A 20300-nucleotide genomic window follows, 5' to 3' on the forward strand; every position below is an offset into this window, starting at 1 on the left:
AATTTTTTGTTATACGGCTGTATTTATTATTTACGAACGCCTTTTTTTAAAAATTCCAACATCATCTCAGGCTCATCCGTAAAAATTGAATCTACCCCAATTTGAAGTAATGGATCTACGTATTGAATATCATTTACTGTCCATACCCGTACAATCGAACCTTTCGAAATGGCTTCCAGTACCGGTTTACGAACTGCTGTAGGAAGACACACATGTAATGCCTTGGCCGGAAGTTTTTTTTGGTAATCTGCGACATCTAAAATCATGTTTACGAATAACGCAGCATTTTCCACATCCGGTACAAGTTCTGCTACACGCTTAACGGCCTCATGATCAAAGGATGAAATGACTACTCGCCCCATCATCCCCTGCTTTTCTACCTCACGAAGCACAAGCTCTTCTAGCCCAGCATAGACAAAAATATCCGATTTCAGTTCAATATTAATGTGGTGATTTGTGTCTTTGAATACGTCCAGCACTTCAGCTAATGTAGGAATGACTTCACCAGCAAACTCATCACTAAACCATGAACCATAATCATATTGGCGGAGCTCTTCAAACGTCATATCTTTCACATAACCTGATCCGTTTGATGTACGATTAATTTTTTCATCATGAATGACAACTACTTGGCGATCAGCAGTGAGATGAACATCAAACTCTACCCCTTCTACCTCAAGTTCAGCTGTTGCTCGAAATGCCACTAACGTATTTTCAGGATATTTTGCAGAATATCCTCTATGTGCGTAAATTTTCAACTTTCCATCCCCTTCCTAAACATCAACTCATAACTTATTTCATTATTTTACTACTACCTTCAACATTTCAATCCATAGATTGTAAAATTTTATCTAATAATAATTAAATTTTACTAGGGTTAGTTATGTGCATATTAAAAAACGCATCAAAGTTTATGATGCGTTTTAATCATTTATTTAAATAATCGGTTTAACTCCCGTTCAACTAAATAGCGAACACGATCATCCGGAATTGTCACAAGTCCCATTAAACGGTGTAAGGCAAGTCCATCGATTAATTCGTGTAGATGAACAATCTCCTCCTCCAGTACAATATCCTCAGTTTTTCCTATATTTTATTTCCAAAGAAAACAGCTTAATAAATAATGGCAGATTCCCTATTTAGAGAATCTGCCATTTCTTTATTTTACACCTACTATACAAATCTATTTCCTCTTTAACCTGCCATATAAGCTGCACTTAGTTGATTGACTTTACTAATACCAATCGTTACTATTGTATAAATACGTTAGTAAACCCCGATATACCTAACAAACCTGTGAAGGGATGGATTTCTTGAGAAACCGAAGAATACTATTTGGTATGCTTACAATGATTTTAATGTTAGTCATATTGATTGCCATCTTTACTAATCGAACTTCACAACTAACTGACTTTGTATCCGAAGAATTTTTAATGAGTCAACCTTCTTTACATATTGAAAAAGTCAACGGCACCAAACTTACTACTATAGATATTTCGAAACCTTCACAACAAGAAATCCTTACATTGTTAATGGAACTTCCTTTAAGGAAAACCAACAAAGCTTATCCAAGAGGAGAGGCAGACTATAGAATTACCTCTAACGAAAATAAAAATTTCGATCTATTACTTTATTTGGATGAAAACATAATAACATTTCACGATAAAAGTAAGGGCTATTTAGTCACAGACGAAACTTTCATGGAACAAGTGGAACAGCTACTAAAATAATTTCGAAAACTTCCCCGCTATATGTCACTCATAGAATATACATGAACGAAAAAAGTCTCGGCTATTTTACTCAAAGATCCGAGACTTTTATTTAGTGATTTCACTTTTCATTAAATTTATTTTTTCCTTATAATCTATGATTGTTGTTCATTAAATAACAGAAAGATAGTCTTTATCTAATAATGGATAATCATACAATGACCCTTCATAAACCGTTTCGAAATTTGGATGCATTAAAAAATCATTAGGTGTAACAAGAGCAGGAGGAAGTGTCCACAAGCCCATACCACTTTTATTAAACACTTCTGCTACGAATTGGGAACAAAAGAATTTATTTTTTGGATTAATTGGGTAACCGATCGCCACACCAATGAGACCTAACAAATTATAAGAGTAAGTATCTTTATTGTTATTAAAGTTGTGGATTACATGACGAATACAATCATATTGCATTGGTGAAACTTCAATCTTCAATAACAAACATCTTGTATTACAAAAATATCTATAAGTACCGAAATAAACATCTTCTTTTATAAATCCAGCGATTAGTGGATTTCTTGGGTATTTCCTTCCAAAACTATAAACTTCATCAAGTCCTTCATCAAAAGCAATGGAAACATGATTGTATGGCGCATCTGTAAACAACTTTATCATTCTTGTAAATAACGTACCTGTATCGGTCAATAACACATATACCGATTTACATTTCTTATCCTTCATTGTGTTATCTATCCTTTTCATTTTTAGAGGCAATTTTTTCGCACTAATCCCACTCTCGATATATTGATTATAATTAATAATTTATCGATATTCAATAAATTTTTAATTCCTTTTAGTCTATCTATCTACTAATTAGATTAAAATAGCAACCTTGTTTGGATTGCTAATAAAGTTTAACATGATTTAGTCAGTAATTAGACTGGAATATTACTAATTTAGTTAAAAGTCAACAATTTTAAGGATAACTTTAAATTTATAGGATAGTATAAAAGTATCCATTGTTTATTCGAAAACAACAATAATTGAGGTGTTCTAAATGTTTTGGGGTGCGTTTATTACATGTCTCCTTGTAAGTTTTATTCTCTTCTTTTTTGGTTATAAAATAGGAAAAAAGAAACAACTTTCACTAATAGCAGGTTTCGATGAGAAAACTTATAAAGGTGACAAAGATAAATTAGCAAAAACTGTAGGTTTTTTTTGTATGCTGATTGGTATATTGACTATCCTTTTACCACTTGGATTAGAATTTGTCGGTTCTTTAACAGGTATCATATACTCGATTATTGTTGTAGCAGGAACTTTTGGGTTAATCATTATATTAATTTGATTTAAGGGTAAAATGGGGAAATCTATTTGGATTCCCTCTTTTCTTCCATTATAGCAAAAATTCAGTTAACACTATTATCAATCCTATGAATAAAATTGGATAACTCGCTAGATATCTAGATAATGTTTTCACTGCCTTTAACCATTCACTATCACTCACCTGATAAATAACAAAAATCGGATGCCCTCTAACTTCGAACACAAGTGACTCTACCCAACTTTTCAACATAAAGTAAGACACCCCAGCAAGCACTATATCTGCCCATAATGGGAGCGCAAATGTTAGCCCGATGATTACTAAAACTAAACGAAGGTACCCCCAAATATACTTTTTATGTCGTAGAATCGTTTTGCTTAAAAGGTCGAGCAAATAGTCTTGGTCCCTCTTAAACAGACGCTCTTTAAATAAAAATGGAGATAAAGCAGGTGATTTAGATGGTTTCATACTTTTCAGTTCTTGACTTGCTGAGAAAATCATAGTTTGCCATTTATAATAAGATTGGATTTCCAGGTCGATTTGTTTATCAAAATACTTTGTAGCCCTTACATACTTTACCCAATACATAAAACATAATAGGATAAAAGTTGCTAAATAGATTCCCGTAGAAACTGGACTTTCCAAATTTACCGCTATTACTGTTAAAATAATAAATTGACCTAAATTCAATAAAAATTGAACGATCTTTAGAGAATACTTTAAATGAATGAACGTATTTACGACATTTGCAATTAATAGTAAAAATCCTAAATCTATTAATCCAATTAGCGTCTGTTCATAAAGTTGTATGTAAACTACTGAAAATAATAGTAGAATAACCCCAACTTTTACAATTTGTTTTACTATTGAATAGATAAACGAAAACGCTTTTAATTCACTAAAAGAGCCTTTATGTTGGATGAAAAAAAGTCTATCTGCTGGTTCTACAAAGGTCCTTATGTATCCCCCAGTTGTGATGAGCAACAAGATAAATATACAGAATGGGAGCGGAATTACTTCAAATATTCCAAACTCCCCTTTTAAAACAGTTTCCCTATATAAATAATAAACAAATAAAGATACAGGAATTAGAAGATAGAGTAGTACCGTCCAGTCTGCAATACTTTTAAATAGCTTACTATTCATTTGCCATTGTTTTTGTACCCTCAGTTTAAAGTTTTCCATGATCAGCATCCTCGATTAAATCATCGAATATTTCTAATAAAGGCTCGTCCTTATGTCGTTGAAGCTCTTCTAGCGTTCCTTTTTTTAAAAGGGTGCCCTTGTGGATCAATACGAATTGATCGCAAATTTTTTCTGCTGTATCTAATGCGTGGGTCGACATTAAAATAGCAGCTCCACGGTTTTTATAGTCCTCAATAAGTTGAATCAATTTTCGAATCGCCTGTGGGTCTAATCCCATAAACGGTTCATCTAGTATATAAAAATCATAAGTTGGAGTTAACGCTAAAATGAGCATCACTTTTTGCTGCATCCCTTTTGAAAAGTTCGTAGGGTATTCGTGTAATTTTTGCTCTAAGCGGAACACTTTACACAATTCTTCTGCTCGTTTTCTTAACACACGTTCATCTTGTTTAACAGTTCGAATGAGGAAATCAATATGTTCAGAAAGTGTAAAATACTCATAGATTATTGGACGTTCAGGAACGTATCCATAAGTTTCAACATCACACTCTCCTTCTAGAAAAGGTGCCGTTTTCATTATTGCTTGAATCGTTGTACTCTTCCCTGCTCCATTTGCTCCGATTAAACCTACTAACTCACCATTAGGAATATCAAATTCTATATTTTCAATAACTGCTTCGTTTTCTATATATCCTGCTTTTTTAATATCTACTCGTACTATTTCGACCATCTCCCCTTAAATAGGTTAAAGATATTCTAATTGATATACGATTGGAAATTCTATAAGTTTCAAATTGTTAAGAACTGTTAAACTACACCCAAATATTAACAAACGTTCTTCTAGTTAATGGCCTTCCGATTTAGTTATAGTTATAATTTCATAATATCTTAATTATTAATTCATCAACATTGGCTTACTGTCGGAATCTTTATACGACATATGCAGTATGTCATTTTCATTCTCGAGCCTTATTGACTTTTCATCTGCTAAATTGTATTTTGTCGGACGAAATAAAAAATCAGTAGGCTTCTCACCCACTGATTTTTCAAATGATCTATTCTTTTACTCTCATTAATCTCATGCTATTTAACGAAACTAATAAAGTTGCTCCCATATCTGAGAAAATCGCAATCCAAAGTGTTAACCACCCTGGTACAACTAGCAATAACGCTATGAGTTTTATTCCTAATGCAAAAGCGATATTTGTTTTAATAATCGTTAACGCTTTTCTACTAAGCTTTATCGTAAATGGAAGTTTCGCCAGATCGTCAGCCATTAACGCAACGTCTGCAGTTTCAAGTGCTGTATCTGTTCCTGCACCACCCATTGCAATTCCTACTGTAGAAGCGGCTAATGCAGGTGCGTCATTGACACCATCTCCTACCATGGCAACCTTTCCGTATTCAGAACGTAATTGTTTTATTATGTTTAATTTTCCTTCCGGCAAAAGCTCCGCCTGAATATCAGATACCCCCACTTTACGTCCTATAGCTACAGCCACGCGCTCATTATCACCTGTTAACATTACTGTTTTCTTAATACCTAGATGGTGAAGTTTCTCTAGCACTGATGGACTTGATTCTCGAACTTCATCCGCAACAGCAACCAATCCTAGAACTTCAGACTCTGTACCAACAATCATCACTGTTTTCCCTTCAGATTGGAAACGAACAATTCGTTCCTCAACTGAGTGTAGACCTACTATATCTTGAAATAACTTCGGACTTCCTACGTAATATGTAGTTCCTCCAATAGAACCTTTTATACCCTTCCCCGTTATGGACTCGAAGTTTTCAACTACTACATTTTGATAAGTAACTCCTATATCCTCCGCTTTTTTCACGATTGCTGATGCTAACGGGTGCCCGGATCGACTCTCCAATGCTGAAATTATAGAGAGAACCTCATTTTTTTTAACTTCATTGTTTACAATTTCGAAATCTGTTACTACAGGAACCCCTTTCGTCAACGTCCCTGTTTTATCAAAAGCTATGGCTTTTATGCCGCCCATTTCCTCTAGATAAACTCCACCCTTAATCAATACTCCCTTTTTAGCCGCATTCCCAATCGCAGAAACAATTGATATCGGTGTAGAGATCACTAATGCACATGGACAACCGACAACTAACACAGACAATCCCTGGTACACCCAACTCTCCCAACTTCCATTAAAGAATAATGGTGGGACAATAGCCACTAAAGTGGCAATCACCATAATGATAGGCGTATAGTATTTTGCAAATTTATCGATAAAGGCTTGAGACGGTGCCCGTTCGGCTTGTGCTTCTTCTACCAGTTCGATAATTTTAGCAATGGTTGTATCATTCACTAATTTCGTTACTTTAACTTCAAGTAAACCTTCTTCATTTAATGTACCTGCGAATACTTCGTCATTCACAGATTTTGTAACTGGTACAGATTCACCAGTAATAGTTGCTTGATTCACTGAAGAATAGCCATTAATGACAACCCCGTCCATCGCAATTTTTTGTCCAGGTTTTACAATCATAACGTCACCAATTTCTATGGACTCAACATGGACCATTAGCTCATGACCATTGCGACGAATTAATGCTTCACTTGGTGCAATATCCATTAAAGAACGAATGGATCTTCGCGCTCGGTCCATCGAATACCGCTCAAGAGCTTCACTGATGGCAAATAAAATAACAACAATTGCACCTTCCGCCCACTCACCAATAATAGCTGCACCTATAATAGCAACTGTCATGAGCGTTTTCATATCAAACTCAAGTCGTATTAAGTTTTGTAATCCTACTTTAAATAATGAATAACCACCAATAAGGATCGCAGCTAAAAATAGCAATACTGTTATAAGGTTTTCTTCACCATTCGTAAAAGTTGAAATATAACCGAATACAATCAATAAAGCCGAAAACAATAATTCTTCGTATTTTTTTACGAACGGTACTTTCGTCTCTTTCTTTTTATCTTCGGGTGCTTTTGCCTTTTGTCCGTTAATCTTTTCTGGAAAGATTTTTAGTTTTTCAAAAGCACCAGCTTTCTCTAAATCCTCAACCGACGTTTGCCCTATAACTGAAATTTTAGAAGCACCAAAGTTCACTTTTGCATCTTGCACTCCTGGTAGTTCTTTTACGTTTCGTTCGAACTTACCTGCACAGTTTATGCAGGAAAACCCCTCCACCCGAAAGACTTGTTCATTCGTAGCTTCTTTTAATTCATTCAAGTTTTGCCACCTCCTTTTGATGTGCAAAAGCTACCTCAATTAGTTTTTTCACATGTTCATCATCTAATGAGTAATAAACTAATTTTCCTTCTTTTCGATACTTCGCTAAACCAAGATTACGTAGGAGTCTTAAATGATGAGAAGCAGTTGCTGTTGTTGCACCTACGATATTAGCAACGTCGCATACACATAACTCATCTTCTTGAGCAAGTGCATATGCAATCCTAATGCGAGTATCATCGGATAATGCTTTGAATATTTTCGCTACATCAAATGGATTTTCTTCCTTTAATTTACTTTGCACACGTGTTACTTTCTCTTCGTCAACACACGTTACTTCACATGAAACGATTTCTTTAACCAAAACAAACACCTCCAATACATATAAATTTCACACTTTATAATATTCAAATAATCGTTTGAATGTTCATATAAATTATTCTATACCGTATAGCCCAAACATTCAAATGGATATTTGAATAATATTAAAAGTAAAATTCCATTACATCACATCAAATGAATAAATATTAGTAGATTTGTTTAGGATGTTAAAAAACACCATATCTATAGTGTTCTTAATTTATGGTGAACTTTGTTAGCATCGCAAAAACAATTGTGAAACCGATTTCACAGGATTGTAGACTATTCGTCACAGCAAATTGTTACGTTTTGACTTATACTTTAAGATGCTGTAAAAAGTTATTGGTTTTACTAAACATTGCTTTTTTAAAGCCTGTAACAATTTAGGAGGTATTTTTATGATTAAGAAAGTTTCTTTATTTACTTTTATTCTTTTATTTACTTTTGTGAGTGCTGCATTTGCACATACAGGATTAGAAAGTTCAAATCCACAAAATGGCGAAGTTCTTAACGAAGAATTGACAACAATCACATTGACTTTTGAAGGAAACATTGAACAAGGCAGTACATTTACACTTCAAGATGCAAATGGCGAAACCATTGCAGTAGATAACATCGCTATCAATGAGAACATTTTAGCTGGAGTTCTTTCAACTCCACTTGGGAACGGGGATTATACAGTTGACTGGAGCATTATTGGCGAAGATGGACATCTCATTGAAGATAGTTTTACTTTTTCTATAGACACTTCGACTACAGAATCGTCTGAAGAACAAAACAGTGTAGTTACATCAGAGGACGAGGAAAGTGATACAGAAGTCACTACTCAAACAAACGAAGAAGAAAGTGAAGTAGATCAATCTACTACATCTGAAAACGCAGAAGCAGTACAAGACGAAGGAATTTCTAATATTGTATTTATTATCATTGGTGCATTAATTGTTATTATCATTATTAGTGCTGTAATACTAGCGAGAAGAAAGAGATAATTAATGTTCGTCATTACAGTTATTAGCCAAGCTTTGTTATATTTATGTGTTGCACTCTGTATAGGTTATTTCATTTTATCTTTCGTCCCTAGAACGGTCCAACCAAAAATTGTTGTTCCATTTAGTGTATTAATGATGGCTATCATTGGAATAGCCATCTTTTCATTTATACCGATTTTACAAAATATATTACTATTAACCTCTCGGATTGGATTTTCTGATGGAATCCGAACAGTACTATTTACATTCCAAACCGGAAGATCATGGATGCTTACATTAATTGTATCCACTATTATTTTCTTATTTGTTATTTTGTTTCATGAAGTAAAGAATAGATTATACAGTCTAGTTGGACTTACTCTTTCCATCCTATTAATTTTAACATTAGGTTGGTCTAGCCATGCTAGCTCTATCGATCGAGTTTGGGGTTTCACTTTTGATTCGTTACATTTACTTGCAGTGAGTGTTTGGATTGGAATTTTAATCGTTGTTAGTTGGTTCTCAAAGAACACTGTAAACTGGGTAAAATTCTTAAAGTGGTTTACACCTGTTGCGATCATTTCCTTGCTAGTAACTTCACTGTCAGGAATTCTTCTTATGAATTTCATGGTAAATTGGGATGAATACATAAACTCTTGGGTAGTCCCCTATGGACAAGCATTATTATGGAAGCATTTATTCATTATCCCGTTGCTAGTTTACGCTTTGATTAACGGCTTCTTTATCCACTGGAAACTAAAGCAATTTCCAAGCTTCGATCCAAGACCTTGGGTAAAAGTTGAAAGTATCGTTGTTTTACTAATTTTTTCTGCAACTGCTGCATTAAGTGAACAATCTCCACCTAAAGAAACAGCAATCAATGACAGTAACGTCTCTAGTTTATTTTCTGCGATATATCAAGGGCAAATCTTCCCTGATATGATTGTAAGTATAAGTTTGAACACGACAAGTCTAGCGTTACTAGTTTTAGCAACCCTTTTCTTAGCACTAACTATCTTTTCATTCATGAGAAAGGCGCCTGCAATCTTTTCTTTTTTAATGAGTATTTGTTTAGTCTTTTCCGTTTACTTATCACTTATGCTCAGTATTCAATAGTTTAATTCTGCACGCCCTTTTCGGGGGTGCAGTTTTTTGTGCTCCCCTCACCTTATTTCTCATCTACTACATGTTAAAACTTCACTTCACCTGGGATATTTAGTAAGATTATCTTTACGATTATTGTTCGATACATCAACTTTTTAAGATAGGAGGATTCGTATATGACTGAGACAAAACAAAATGCTAACGATTCAATTACTGTTCACCCAGATTTTCAAAAAGAAGTTGAGCGACTCGACTACACAAGAAAATATATGGAAGACATCTTGAGGAAATCTCAAGAAAATCTATTGTCAGCGAACTCGAAAATTAAAGAATCTATGGCAAACGTTGAATATTTAGACTCCAGTGATAGCTTCATTAACATTTTGACGAACTCTCGTTTTTTTGAACTAGCCCGAACACAAAAGGAAAGTTTAGAAGCCGTTAGACAAAAGCCTTATTTTGCCCGTATCCATTTCCAACGCCCAGACGAAGCTGAAGAATTATTATATATAGGAAAAACATCACTTATTCATAGTGAAACCTTTGAGCCGATTATCGTAGATTGGCGTTCACCCGTTGCCAACGTTTACTACGACGGTCGACTGGGAGATGTAACTTACCGTGTACGGGATGAGGAATATTCTGGTCACCTATACTCCAAACGACAATACAAGATTGAAGATGGAGAGCTTCTAAGTTTTCAAGATGTGGATTTAACAACAAACGATGAATTACTTCAAGAGGCACTCTCAGGTAAAGCGGATGTTCGACTAACAGAAATTGTCGCAACCATTCAAGCAGAACAAAATGAAATTATCCGAGCACTCTTGCGCCAACCAATACTAGTACAAGGGGCAGCTGGAAGTGGTAAAACAACCATTGCTCTCCACCGTATTTCCTATTTTCTATATACAATGGGTGAACACTTCAACCCTGAACATTTAATGATTTTAGCACCAAATAATTTGTTTATAGAGTATATAGGTGAAGTTTTACCTGAGCTTGGTGTAGACCGAATTTGTCAAACGACCTATGCGGATTATGTACAAAAAGCAACGGGAATAAAACTAAAACTACAGAACCCAAATGAATTGTTAGAACAAATCATTGAAGATAATACCCCCCTCCCCCCTTTTAACATTCCTAAAGTAAAGGGGTCCATGCAATATAAGGAAATATTAGATCGTTTAATAAAACGTCATGAACGAACACTTGCTTCTTACTTTGATGAAGATGTTTTTATTGAAAAGTACAGAATTATGCGTGGTAGTCATTTAAAAAAGCTATTTTTAGAAGAATTTGCTTACATGCCAATTGAAAAACGTCTTGAACGAATTAAGAAGATTGTTCAAACCGAGGTTAAAAGAAAATCGAAAGCAGTTCTTACTTCTTTAAATTCACGTTATGAAGAAATGATCGGTAAAGCGTTGAATGGATTCCGAGATCCTGAAAAACGAAAACGCAATGTGACCCGATTCATCGATGAACGTGATGCACGTATTCCGAAAATAAAGGAAGAAATAAAATCTACTGTTACTAACTACATGCGTCGATTTGAAAAGGCAAAAATTAAAACAATGTACCGTGAATTTTTAACAGACCGAATGCTACTACGTGAACTCACTCCAGAATGGACATTCGAAGAGCAAGAACAATTTATTCGTGTTCACGCTAAAGAAAGATGGGCATTAGAGGATTTAGCGGCTATCTTTTATTTGCAGGCGAAAATTAAAGGAATTAAAGATGAATGGAAAATGAAGGTTGTATTCATCGATGAAGTTCAGGATTACAGCTTGTTCCAACTAGCTGCATTAAAGGCTGGTCTAGAAACAGATATGTTTACCATGGTTGGTGACTTGGCACAAGGTATTCATAGCTATCGTTCACTCACTGAATGGGACTCAGTATTAAAGTTATTCCCACGAGCAAACTATTTCACATTGCAAAAAAGCTACCGGACGACAATTGAAATTATGGAAGTGGCGAATAAAGTATTATCAAAAATGGACGAAAACTTGCCATTAGTTGAGCCAGTAGTACGACACGGAAATCCGCCTACCTTTGTTCAAAGTGTGAAATTTAACCCAATACAAATTCGCGATATTTATGATGCCATTAAGAGTAATGGCCATCGTTCAGTAGCACTCATTTGCAAGACGTCCGATGAAGCAGCCTATTTTGCGGAAAGTTTACTTCAGAACGGATTAGACGTTGAACTATTAACTGAATCATCGGAACTTGGCCAAGCGAAACTTCTCATATTACCAAGTCATTTGGCGAAAGGATTAGAGTTTGATGCGGTAATAGTCGCAGCTTTCTCGTTCCCGTATAATGATACTCCAATCGATCGGAAACTTTTGTACGTGGCATTAACAAGGGCAATGCATGAATTGTATTTAGTGGGACCTAGTGAGGAAACATTCTTGTTGTAAAAAACTAAAAATGTTCGAAACCTACCTAATAAAAAAAAGCTGTTCTATTGACTTTACATAGAACAGCTTTACTCTCTTGGAGGTATACGAATTGTTTTTTGTTTTCTAGTAAATTTTTTTGAAAAAAATGTGCGTATGGATTGAAAAAATGATCTTTTCTCTTTCTTTTCAACTTCCATTTTTGATTGTGGCAATGCAGGCATTCTCATAATATATTCCTCCTTTACATATATTATATTGCTACAATAAGTAAAATATTCCATCGGTTTTATATTTCTTTTAATAACGACAAATTTTTCGTACTATCCCCTCTAAAACGTACAAGATTTAACTATATTCTCATTATTACCTAAGTTACTATTGCCTTCTTTACAGTTTGTTTACCCGTGGGATGACCTTTCTTTCATCACTAAAAAATAAAGTCCTGATTCTGTAATTAGAATCAGGACTTTATTTTTATCCAAATCGACCTGTAATATAATCTTCCGTTCGTTGGTCTTTCGGTACTGAGAAAATTTTATCTGTCGTATCAAATTCTACAACTTCTCCATTTAAGAAAAAGGCAGTTTTATCTGATACACGTGCTGCTTGTTGCATGTTATGTGTCACGATAACAATCGTATAATCCTTTTTCATATCTGCAATCAATTCTTCTACTTTTAAAGTCGAAATTGGGTCTAATGCAGAAGTAGGTTCATCCATTAAAATAATCTCTGGCTTCATCGCAATCGCTCGTGCAATACAAATACGTTGTTGTTGCCCACCAGATAATCCAAGTGCTGAAGTTTTTAAACGATCCTTTACTTCATCCCAAATGGCAGCGCCACGTAAACTTTCTTCAACGATTTTATCCAATTCTTTTTTACTCTTAATGCCTTGGCCTCTAGGTCCATATGCGACATTATCATAAATACTCATGGGAAACAGATTCGCCTTTTGGAATACCATTCCGACTTTTGTTCGTAGTTTAATAACGTCTGTAGACTGGTATATATTTTCATTATCAATGGTAATATCTCCAGTTATATTTACACCATCAATTAAGTCATTCATTCGATTTAATGTACGTAAAAAAGTTGATTTACCGCAACCAGAAGGACCGATTAATGCTGTCACTTCTTTTTCCTGAATATCTAATGATAACGAATAGAGTGCCTGTTTTTCTCCATAAAAAAGATTCAAGTCTCTTACGCTAATTTTTGTTTTTCCATTTGATTCAGTCATTTGTTGTAGATCTTCCTTCACTTTTTTGTTGTGTTTGCTTAATAATGTAGTCATAACCATTCACCCCTTTAATAATCAGCCTTATTTAAAATTTTCGATAGAAGCGTTGCTAAAAGGTTTAAAATTAAAATAATCACAATTAGCACAATCCCGATCGCAGCTGCCAACTCAATGTCACCAGCTTCTTGAGTTACTAAGTAGGAATGAACTGTTAACGTTCGTGCAGATGAAAAAATACTTTCAGGCAACGCTGCTACCGTACCAGCTGTTAAAAAGATCGCTGCAGATTCACCGACAATTCGCCCAATCGATAAAATAATACCTGCTAAAATACCAGGCATTGCACTTGGTAAAATGACTTTATATAACGTTTGAAGCTTAGTATTTCCTAAAGCTAAAGATCCTTCACGATAACTTCTTGGTACTGTTTTTAACGATTCCTCTGTTGTACGAATAATCACCGGCAGGATAATGATTGTTAGAGTTAATGAGGCTGCTATAATAGACATCCCTAGCTTTAATGTCGTTACAAAGAATACCGCACCAAATAATCCGTAAATAATGGATGGAATACCAGTTAAACTTTCCGTCGCAAAACGGATCATTCTTACTAGTCGCCCTTGTTTTGCATACTCTTGCAAATAAACGGCTGCTAAAATCCCGATAGGTGTAGCAATAACTAAAGAAATAACAATTGTGTAAATAGTTGTTACTATCATTGGCCAAATTCCACCACCACCAGTAGGAGAATAATCACCAAAGATAAAATCAAAACTAATTAACCCAATTCCTTTATAAAATATATAACCAACAATTGTGACTAGGATAGCAATTGTTAAGAGAGCTGCTAACCATAATAGGCCACGCAATACATTATCTTTAAAGCTTCTCAACTTAATTACCACCTTTCGCACTAATCTTCGCTAATACAAAGTTTAAAATTAAAATGAATGAGAATAACACAATACCTGTTGCAAATAACATTTCTTGGTGTACACCTGCAGCGTATCCCATTTCTAACGCAATGTTTGTCGTTAATGGACGTACACTGTCCGTTAAACTTGTAGGAACAATAAGACTGTTTCCAGCCACTAAAATTACTGCCATTGTTTCTCCAATAGCTCTACCCATTCCTAACACCACTGCAGTTAGTATTCCTGATTTTGCAGCTGGTACAACTACTCTAAAAATTGTTCCAATATGTGATACCCCAAGAGCTAATGAACCTTCACGATAACTTTTAGGAACTGCTCTTATAGCCGTTTCTGAAACTGTCACTACAGTTGGTAACATCATAATAGCAAGGACCAGAATAACCGCAATTAAGCTTTGCCCTTTTGCTAGGCCTAGATTGTTTTGTAAAAATGGTACAATTACCGCTAACCCGAACACACCATATAAAACAGATGGAATACCTGCAAGTAACTGAACAGCAGGTGAAATTATTTTTGCTACTTTTTTAGGGGCAATTTCAGCTAAAAAGATTGCGGTAAACAAACCAATCGGAACCCCTATAATTAGTGCACCAATTGTTGCATAAATTGATGCGACAATCATTGGGAATATCCCAAATTGATCTTCACTTGGTACCCAATCATCTCCAAAAAGGAAGTTAATAAAACTATATCCTTCCGCTACAAATGGATTAATCCCTTTAAAGAATACAAATCCAATGATTAACAATAGACTAATAACCGACAGAAGAGCGCAGAATAGAAACACTCTACCTGATAACTTCTCTAGCATATATTTTCTTTTATTCGCCTTTTCAACAGGTGGCCTAGCCATTCTTCATTCCTCCAAAATTGCTATATATATCACTTGCTAGATAAATTTCGTTTACTTAATAGGGATTACGCCTGATTCCAACGCAACTTTTTGTCCCTCTGAACTTAAAATAAAATCGATGAATTGTTGACCTTTTTCACTTAGGTTTTCGTCTTTATAAACGAATAAGAAAGGTCTAGATAATTTATATGTGCCGTTCAAAACATTTTCCGCTTTAGCTTCTACCCCATTTATTTTTATAGGTGAGATAGATTCATCAATATATTCAAAGGAAATAAATCCAACTGCATGTTTATTTGTTGCTACAGTCGTTTTAATATTTCCGTTTCCACTTGCTACAATAGAATTTCTAATAAGTTCTCCTGATGAGTATCCAACAATTTCTTGGAATGCATCACGTGAACCCGACCCGTCTTCTCGGGACACAACGACGATCTCCATATCTTCTCCGCCAAGCTCTTTCCAATTTGTTACTTCACCAGTGAAAATTTGCTTTACTTGTTCAATTGTAAGATCATCTACTTTATTACTCGGATGAGCAACCACCACGATACCGTCATAAGCAATGATTTGGTCCGTTAAGCCGTTTGCTATTTCCTCTTCTTTTAAATCACGTGATGCCATCCCGATTTCTGATACACCATTTGTGGCATTCGTAATTCCTGCAGATGAACCAATTTGGTTAATTTCTATATTAATATCTGCATTTTCTTCGTATTTGGCTGCCAATTTCTCAGCTAATGGCCCTACTGACGTTGAACCTGAAATTGCAAGTGTATAATTACCTCCATTTGACGATTCACTATCATTTGATGGAGTACAAGCTGATAATAAAATAGTTAATGGAATTACTACTAATCCAAACGTTTTAAATTTTTTTAACATCACTATTAAACCTCCGAAACATCAATTAGCCTACTCTAGAATAAATTTGACGTGTAAATTTACTACCGCTTTTTTGTAAAGGTTTTGTAAATTTATTAATTGGTAGTAAATCAGCTGTAAAAACTGTTGAATATTGGATAAATTTATGTAAATATTTGTATAGTTTTACAATCACTCTATCATCTTAAAAAATCTAATATTAAAAGGGTGCCTCAGAAGCTTAAATACATACTTCTGAGGCACCCTAGATTTAGTTGATATTATTAACTTTTTAAAATGTGTAAAGTGCATATTCCTTATATTTAGGAGTTCGATTGAGATGCGTCTCGTATAATGCAATTTCACTTACTGTAAATGAAAAATCCCCATCCTCACTATTTTTTAGTAAAGGCATTTTTTCACTAGGGAATACTTGATTTGATTCCCATTTTCTCGCCAAAGTGATATGTGGATTAAATGGTTTTTTATCTAAATTCAAATTAGATTCTAAGCAAATTTTAAAGATCTTTTTTTGCAACAGATTTAATTCTTCTGATTCTTTTACACCCGCCCAAAATATTCTTGGGGACTTTTTAGATCCGAAAGTTCCTATTTCATCAAGGGTAAGGTCAAAAGAATCTTCATGTTTAAGCATATCTCCAACTTGGTTTTGTACTTTTTCTAACAGATTCTTTTCTACAAAGCCTAAAAAAGCTAATGTAATATGATAATCTTCCGGGTGAACCCATCTTTTAAATGGATATTGTGTATTATGCATTTGCACCCAACGATTCAAGAAAGTTTTCACTTCATTTGGTAACTTAATTGCAAAGAAGTAATGGTGTTTATTATCTGTCATAACGTCATCCCTTTACTAAAGTACATACAATGAACTACTAACATCTTTTACATCATTCGACCAAATTATCCACTCACTAATTTTAGGCCAATTGCAGAAATAAGAATTAGTGCAATGAATAAGATTCTTTTCCAACTTTTAGACTCTCCATATAAAAGCATTCCTACAAATGTTCCACCTACAACCCCAATTCCAGTCCAAATTGCATAAGCTGTTCCCATTGGAATTGTTTGCATTGCGTATTGAAGTAAGTATAAGCTGATTCCAAATCCTAATTGCATGAATGCAAGGGGTTTCCAGTTTCGATTAACGCTATACTGATTCATCATCGCAACAAAAAATGTTTCAAATAATCCAGCAAAAATTAATGCAATCCAAGCCATTATTCGTTAACCTCCTCAACTTTTTCTTTCTCCTTCTTCTCTTCCTGATCAGTTACTAATTTCAAACCAATTACCCCAATAAGTAAAAGGATAATGAAAAGAATTTTCATTAGATGAATTGGTTCTCCAAAAATTACAATTTCTGAAATGACAGCCCCCGCTGACCCTAACCCAACAAAAACGGCATAGGCAGTTCCAGTTGGAAGATATTCTGTAGCTGTAATTAAAAAGTAATTACATAAAAGAATTGCTATAATCGTTCCAGACCAGGTCCAAACGTCATATGAATGAGCTAGACCAATCACCCAAATTACTTCTAAAACGACCGCAATTAGCAGTTTAATCCAGTGTTTGTTCATGTTTGTTCCCTCCTATTTTTACGAAACAAAAAAAGCCAAAGAGATTACTATAAATAGTATCTCCCAGGCTTTTGTCCTTCCGTGTTACACGTATGTATACGTGCGTTTTCTCTCGGACCTGACCTCAATATGAGCGGAACCCTAGAAAACTTTTCACTTTTCAATTGGTTCATATTATTTCACAGTTCATGAAAGATTTCAATATTTTATTGAGGTTTTTTGAATGAACGGAAAAAATCCGCCCTCTGTGGGCGGATTTTTTATTAGTATCTAATATGGATTCCCTTTTTATATACCTCGTGTGCTAAACGAACTGTGGAAACAGCTAAATCTGCATAGGATACTTCTTGTTTTGGATTAAATTTATTATTCTCAGTTGTAATTAATCCTAATGAATGTGCTAACGCAACATATCCAACGTTTTCTTGACTTACATCTTCTGCATCATCAAAGTTCAGCTGATAAATTCCTTGGCTCTTTGCAGCTTCCTCAAGTCCTAATGTACGAATATACCAAACTGCTAATTCTTCTCTTGTAAGACTCTCATCCAGATTAAACGTATTGTTGTCTTTTTTAAGAATACCATTTGAAACCGCGCGCTCAACAACTTGGTATAATCGATGATCCGGTTTTATATTATCAAAGGAGTGGGACTTATTTCTTTCTCCATATGGGTAACCGAAATAAGTATGTGACATCGATTTGATGATTACTTCAATGGCACTACCTTTTGTAACCTTTGCATTTCCATCAAAAGTCTTCGCATCACCAGCGTTGATAATTCCAGACTCAATCATATATTTAAGTTCATTTTCTGCCCAATCTGGAGCGATTACTTCCGGCTTACTCTTTACTGAATCGATCCACTCACCATTGTTTGCATCTAATGAGTTAAATCGTGAATCATTGAATAATGGAGTATACACAAGATAGTAGTGATCCTTATTTTTGCTTGACCATAAATTCGTATAGTTAAGATCTAACTTAAAGTTTTCAAAGTATTTCTCAGTCGCTTTTTCTTTAGAAATGACCTTATCTACAGATGGCCAGTTCTTAATATCTGTAAAACTCACATTGAAATCAAGTAATGAGCCATCTTCAGAAGATACACTTAATGAAATATAATTTCCACTAACTACAAGACCGTTCACAATTCTTGGAAAGGCAAAACTATATGTTCCTCTATCTTCGTTAAAAATATTTTCTACAATTGGCATAGAATAGTTATGAAGATAAGATGGTGCGTACTCTTTTAAATACTCCAATGCGTGACTCAATGCTTCCTCTTCGGAAAGTAGTTTGACATTTTCATTTTTCTCATCTTCAATTTCATCAATACCCAAATCACGGGATAAATGATTTCTAATATCCGTATACTGAATGATTTCACCTGTACGTTTATCAAGAACTAAATTCGTCCCTGTTCCACCATTTTTATATTCATACATATAATTTATATTGATTACGTCTTGACCATTATAGTCATTTACCTCATCAATAGATTCAATTCTTAGTTTAAAATCTTCAGAATCAACTGCGAGCAGCTCTTCAGCTAAAGCTTTTGCTTCTTCTATAGTGATATTTGGATTTTTAGGTGGTAATGCTTGTGTAACAATAGGTTGAATTTCATTTTTCTTCGGTACTTGTGGTGAAAATTCATACAACTTATACCAATCTCCCGTAAGAGCATGAATACCGTATACACTACTATTTGGTGCATAAACGAGCTTTACACCACTAGCTCCTGTTTCATAGTCAACATCAATACTATACTGTAAATCAATTGATAGATTTTCTTTAATCTTTGTTAACATATCTTGTTCTGGCAATACCTTTGTTACATCATCATAAGTTTTACTTCCAGTACTATTTGAATAACGATAAAATTCACTAACTTCCCCGTTACCAAGTACAGTTACTTGAATCTGCTGATCTGAAATAGGTACATTATCTTTCAAACGAACAAAAGTAAATGAATAGCGGAAAGGTTCAGTTAGAAGTTGACTAGGATAGTAGTTGAAATTATCTGGTTGTAATTTATATTCGCTACTTTCCGGAAACTTACTTATAAATGAAAGAGCTACTTGTTTTGCTTCTTCTTTCGAAACTTTTGCAGGGAATAATGCATCTACCGCGTTATCTGAACGGTAGTGGAAATTTACAATTTCTAAGTCATCTCCTACAAAGCTTGCACCACCATAAACAAAGTTACCATTTACTGATTTATCGAAGCTAAGGTCATATCGAATTGTATCTTCTTCATCAGGATAGCTTCTACCAGTCCACATATGAAAATCACTATCATCTAAGAAATCAAATTGATTTGGGAAAAATTCTTTAAATCTTTTAATCAAATCACTTTTTGTAACAACACTATCAACTTGAGAAACTTGAATTTGTACATCATTCTGTTGAATATTTCCTAACGATGTAGCGCTTGCACCTGGTGCTAATATCCCTATTGTTAGACCAGTAGACAAAGTTATGACCCCTAGTTTTTTTATAAGTTTCAAAACATTCCCTCCCAATAATTTGCAATCAAACCAATTATATACTAAAAACTTAGAATAG

At 34.5% G+C, this 20300-nt stretch carries 20 protein-coding genes and 1 riboswitch; of the genes, 5 read left to right on the forward strand and 15 right to left on the reverse strand.

What is annotated here, in order from left to right; genetic code table 11:
* Positions 1–26: 26 nt before the first annotated feature.
* A complete protein-coding gene (locus CRO45_RS16605) occupies positions 27–758 on the reverse strand; it encodes a glycerophosphodiester phosphodiesterase (RefSeq protein WP_097150745.1) in 732 nt (243 codons plus the stop codon).
* Positions 759–1313: 555 nt separating this feature from the next.
* Between CRO45_RS16605 and CRO45_RS16610 the strand changes: the two genes are divergently transcribed.
* Positions 1314–1730 (forward strand): hypothetical protein, encoded by a 417-nt coding sequence (locus CRO45_RS16610; RefSeq protein ID WP_097150746.1) that lies wholly within the window; start codon positions 1314–1316, stop codon positions 1728–1730.
* A 150-nt stretch (positions 1731–1880) separates the two neighbouring features.
* On the opposite strand, the gene CRO45_RS16615 is transcribed toward CRO45_RS16610, so the two are convergent.
* On the reverse strand, positions 1881–2450 hold the full coding sequence (locus CRO45_RS16615) for a hypothetical protein (protein ID WP_097150747.1): 570 nt from the start codon (positions 2448–2450) through the stop codon (positions 1881–1883).
* A 316-nt stretch (positions 2451–2766) separates the two neighbouring features.
* On the opposite strand from CRO45_RS16615, the gene CRO45_RS16620 reads away from it, so the two are divergent.
* Positions 2767–3057: a DUF3784 domain-containing protein gene (locus CRO45_RS16620; protein WP_097150748.1), complete on the forward strand. Its 291-nt coding sequence runs from the start codon at positions 2767–2769 to the stop codon at positions 3055–3057.
* A gap of 48 nt (positions 3058–3105) precedes the next feature.
* Here CRO45_RS16620 and CRO45_RS16625 read toward each other — a convergent pair whose 3' ends face one another.
* The 4 genes from CRO45_RS16625 to CRO45_RS16640 all read right to left on the reverse strand — a co-directional run bounded on the left by CRO45_RS16625 (position 3106) and on the right by CRO45_RS16640 (position 7752).
* Positions 3106–4218: an ABC transporter permease gene (locus CRO45_RS16625; RefSeq protein ID WP_170949534.1), complete on the reverse strand. Its 1113-nt coding sequence runs from the start codon at positions 4216–4218 to the stop codon at positions 3106–3108.
* Positions 4205–4909 (reverse strand): ABC transporter ATP-binding protein, encoded by a 705-nt coding sequence (locus tag CRO45_RS16630; RefSeq protein ID WP_097150750.1) that lies wholly within the window; start codon positions 4907–4909, stop codon positions 4205–4207. The genes CRO45_RS16625 and CRO45_RS16630 overlap by 14 nt, the downstream gene beginning before the upstream one ends.
* Before the next feature lie 325 nt (positions 4910–5234).
* Positions 5235–7388, reverse strand: coding sequence for a heavy metal translocating P-type ATPase (locus CRO45_RS16635; protein ID WP_097150751.1), 2154 nt, complete (start codon positions 7386–7388; stop codon positions 5235–5237).
* Positions 7381–7752 (reverse strand): ArsR/SmtB family transcription factor, encoded by a 372-nt coding sequence (locus CRO45_RS16640; RefSeq protein WP_141400336.1) that lies wholly within the window; start codon positions 7750–7752, stop codon positions 7381–7383. Before CRO45_RS16640 ends, CRO45_RS16635 begins: the two co-directional genes overlap by 8 nt.
* A 394-nt stretch (positions 7753–8146) precedes the next feature.
* Between CRO45_RS16640 and CRO45_RS16645 the strand changes: the two genes are divergently transcribed.
* The 3 genes from CRO45_RS16645 to helD all read left to right on the forward strand — a co-directional run bounded on the left by CRO45_RS16645 (position 8147) and on the right by helD (position 12252).
* The gene (locus CRO45_RS16645; RefSeq protein WP_097150752.1) at positions 8147–8737 is read left to right on the forward strand and encodes a copper resistance CopC family protein; all 591 of its coding nucleotides are present in this window, start codon (positions 8147–8149) and stop codon (positions 8735–8737) included.
* A 3-nt stretch (positions 8738–8740) separates the two neighbouring features.
* Positions 8741–9832: a copper resistance D family protein gene (locus CRO45_RS16650; protein WP_097150753.1), complete on the forward strand. Its 1092-nt coding sequence runs from the start codon at positions 8741–8743 to the stop codon at positions 9830–9832.
* 164 nt (positions 9833–9996) lie between these two features.
* On the forward strand, positions 9997–12252 hold the full coding sequence (gene helD, locus CRO45_RS16655) for an RNA polymerase recycling motor HelD (protein WP_097150754.1): 2256 nt from the start codon (positions 9997–9999) through the stop codon (positions 12250–12252).
* 68 nt (positions 12253–12320) lie between these two features.
* Here helD and CRO45_RS20150 read toward each other — a convergent pair whose 3' ends face one another.
* From CRO45_RS20150 to CRO45_RS16695, 9 genes are all read right to left on the reverse strand, one after another.
* The gene (locus CRO45_RS20150) at positions 12321–12461 is read right to left on the reverse strand and encodes a hypothetical protein (RefSeq protein WP_170949535.1); all 141 of its coding nucleotides are present in this window, start codon (positions 12459–12461) and stop codon (positions 12321–12323) included.
* Between the two features lie 247 nt (positions 12462–12708).
* Complete coding sequence (gene pstB, locus CRO45_RS16660; protein WP_235864640.1) at positions 12709–13476, reverse strand: phosphate ABC transporter ATP-binding protein PstB; 768 nt, start codon at positions 13474–13476, stop codon at positions 12709–12711.
* A gap of 68 nt (positions 13477–13544) precedes the next feature.
* A complete protein-coding gene (gene pstA / locus CRO45_RS16665; protein WP_097150756.1) occupies positions 13545–14369 on the reverse strand; it encodes a phosphate ABC transporter permease PstA in 825 nt (274 codons plus the stop codon).
* A gap of 1 nt (position 14370) precedes the next feature.
* Entirely contained in the window at positions 14371–15264 is an 894-nt protein-coding gene (pstC, locus tag CRO45_RS16670) for a phosphate ABC transporter permease subunit PstC (protein ID WP_097150757.1), read from the reverse strand.
* A gap of 51 nt (positions 15265–15315) precedes the next feature.
* The gene (locus tag CRO45_RS16675) at positions 15316–16149 is read right to left on the reverse strand and encodes a phosphate ABC transporter substrate-binding protein (RefSeq protein WP_097150758.1); all 834 of its coding nucleotides are present in this window, start codon (positions 16147–16149) and stop codon (positions 15316–15318) included.
* Between the two features lie 271 nt (positions 16150–16420).
* Positions 16421–16987 carry an RNA 2',3'-cyclic phosphodiesterase gene (gene thpR / locus CRO45_RS16680; RefSeq protein WP_097150759.1) on the reverse strand — a complete coding sequence of 189 codons (567 nt, stop codon included), beginning with the start codon at positions 16985–16987 and terminating at the stop codon, positions 16421–16423.
* Between the two features lie 65 nt (positions 16988–17052).
* Positions 17053–17370: a DMT family transporter gene (locus CRO45_RS16685; protein WP_097150760.1), complete on the reverse strand. Its 318-nt coding sequence runs from the start codon at positions 17368–17370 to the stop codon at positions 17053–17055.
* Positions 17370–17729, reverse strand: coding sequence for a DMT family transporter (locus tag CRO45_RS16690; RefSeq protein WP_097150761.1), 360 nt, complete (start codon positions 17727–17729; stop codon positions 17370–17372). The genes CRO45_RS16685 and CRO45_RS16690 overlap by 1 nt, the downstream gene beginning before the upstream one ends.
* 58 nt (positions 17730–17787) lie before the next feature.
* Positions 17788–17885: riboswitch (guanidine-I (ykkC/yxkD leader) on the reverse strand.
* A gap of 107 nt (positions 17886–17992) precedes the next feature.
* On the reverse strand, positions 17993–20242 hold the full coding sequence (locus CRO45_RS16695) for a YcdB/YcdC domain-containing protein (RefSeq protein ID WP_097150762.1): 2250 nt from the start codon (positions 20240–20242) through the stop codon (positions 17993–17995).
* Positions 20243–20300 lie beyond the last annotated feature (58 nt).

The sequence above is a fragment of the Ureibacillus acetophenoni genome (genome assembly GCF_900220965.1).
Taxonomy (GTDB): domain Bacteria; phylum Bacillota; class Bacilli; order Bacillales_A; family Planococcaceae; genus Ureibacillus; species Ureibacillus acetophenoni.